The 2,230-nt window shown below is 68.7% G+C and carries 2 protein-coding genes; both read left to right on the top strand.

Annotated elements, in window-relative coordinates:
- The first annotated feature begins 203 nt into the window (after positions 1 to 203).
- The gene (locus tag ACFQ7Q_RS38045; protein ID WP_383563829.1) at positions 204 to 914 is read left to right on the top strand and encodes a tRNA-dependent cyclodipeptide synthase; all 711 of its coding nucleotides are present in this window, start codon (positions 204 to 206) and stop codon (positions 912 to 914) included.
- Positions 904 to 2,088 (top strand): cytochrome P450, encoded by a 1,185-nt coding sequence (locus tag ACFQ7Q_RS38050; protein ID WP_383563831.1) that lies wholly within the window; start codon positions 904 to 906, stop codon positions 2,086 to 2,088. The genes ACFQ7Q_RS38045 and ACFQ7Q_RS38050 overlap by 11 nt, the downstream gene beginning before the upstream one ends.
- Positions 2,089 to 2,230: the final 142 nt, after the last annotated feature.

Raw genomic sequence — 2,230 nt, forward strand, 5'->3', positions numbered from 1 at the left:
GTCCAACACCCGAGACAATGGCCGGAATATGTCGCTCCAGATCGGGAGTGACGTATCAATTTCGGTCATGTACAGACGATTACGAGTCACCTCGTATTCAGAATCGTCACTCTGTGGAGATCGCCGGTAACTTCATGCCGTCGCCGCCACACCAGGGGCACACGGCCCCGACGGGACTAGCGGCCCGAAGGACATCTCTTCACTTGACGACGACAGCGACCGACAGCTTCAAGGTCCAGCCGTACACGCAGCACTGCCAAGTGATCCACACCGAAGGCGCCCACGCGGTCATCGGCATCTCCCCCGGCAACGGCTACTTCTCGGCCCAGCGCGTGGCTGACCTCGCCGCCTGGGGACTGCGCAACTTCGAGCAGGTCGACCTCATCTATACCGACCTGCACGTCGCCGACATGTACGAGGCCCTCGGCTACCCGCCGGACGAGGCCCGCCGCAAGACGGTCAAGAACCTCCGCGGCGTACGCGCCAAGGTCAACAACGCCGTCGCCGCCACCGACCCAGGCGGCGAACGGCTCCGAGGACGCCCCATGTCCGCGCTCCTCGACATACCCGCCTACCGGCACCTGCGCAAGCACCTGGACGATCTGCTCGCCACCGACCCGGAGTTTCTCGCCACCTGCGACAAGCTCGTCGCGGCGTTCCTCTCCTCCAAGGTCCTCGAAGGCCAGACTCCCACCGCCCGCCAGCGCGAGGTCTGCCTCCAGTACATCTGCGCCGAGGCGCCGCTCTTCCTGGACACCCCCGCGATCCTCGGTGTCCCCTCCTCCCTCAACTGCTACCACCAGCTCCTGCCGATGGCCGAACTCCTCTACTCCAGGGGCTCCGGACTGCGCGCCTCCCGCAACCAGGGCCACGCCATCGTCAGCGCGATCCTCGGAGACCACGATGACCACTGACACGCTCACCGACTTCCCGTTCTCCGCCCGCGGCGACCGTCTTCCGACCGAGATCGAGTCCCTGCGCGCCGAGCCGGTCAAGCGAGTCCGCACCATCGCCGGCGACCCGGCCTGGCTGGTGTCCTCCTACGAGCTCTGCAAGCAGGTTCTCGAAGACCCGCGCTTCTCGCTCAAGGACACCTCGGCGCCCGGTGCCCCCCGGCAGTACGCACTGACCATCCCGCCCGAGGTGGTCAACAACATGGGCAACATCACCGGGGCGGGGCTCCGCAAGGCCGTCCTCAAGGCGATCAACCCCAAGACCGACGGCCTCACCGACTGGATGCGCCGCCACGCCTCCGAACTCGTCGACGAACTCCTCGCGTACGGCCCGCCCGTGGACCTCCGCGGCCGGTTCACCAACCCGTACGCGGAGAACCTCCACTGCCGGATCCTCGGCATACCCGAGGCCGACGCGCCGCGCCTCGCCGCCAGCCTGGACATCGCCTTCATGAACTCGGCCTGCCCCGTCACCGGCGCCCGGCTCAACTGGGACCGCGACATCGCCTACATGGTCGAGCGCCTGGACGACCCGGCGACCACGGGACTGATGGCCGAACTCGCCGCCCTGCGCGGGAACCCCGACTACGCCCATCTGACCGACGAGATGCTCGCCACCGTCGGCGTCACCTTCTTCGGCGCGGGCGTCATCTCCACCATGGGCTTCCTCACCATGGCCGTCTTCTCCCTGCTCCAGAACCCCGACGTCTGGGAGCGGCTCCGCAAGGAACCGGAGCGGATCCCGGCCGCCGTGGACGAGCTGCTGCGCGTCAACCTCTCGATCGCCGACGGGCTGCCGCGCCTCGCCCTCGAGGACGTCACGCTCGGAGACGTCGAGGTCCGCAAGGGCGAGCTGCTCCTCGTCCTGGTCGAGGCGGCCAACACCGACCCGGCCGTCTTCCCCGACCCGCACACCGTGGACATCGACCGGCCGAACGCCGCGGCGCACCTGTCGTTCGGCGGCGGCGGCCACTACTGCCCCGCCACGGCGCTCGGGAAGAAGCACACCGAGATCGCCCTGGAGGTCCTGCTCGACAGGATGCCCGACCTCCACCTCGCGGTCCCGGTCGACCAACTCGTCTGGCGCACCCGCTTCATGAAGCGCATCCCCGAGCGCCTTCCGGTCGCCTGGTGACCGTCGCCTGACCCGCTCCGTACGCCGACCGCCGTCGCTCCCGGCCACCCCCCGGGAGCGGCGGCGGTTGCCGTCCCGGCTTGTTGCGGGGGCGCGACGGGGGCGCCGATCAGCGCCCTGCAACCACCGGTATTGGGGTAAG

The sequence above is a fragment of the Streptomyces sp. NPDC056527 genome, from assembly GCF_042794475.1.
Taxonomy (GTDB): Bacteria; Actinomycetota; Actinomycetes; order Streptomycetales; family Streptomycetaceae; genus Streptomyces.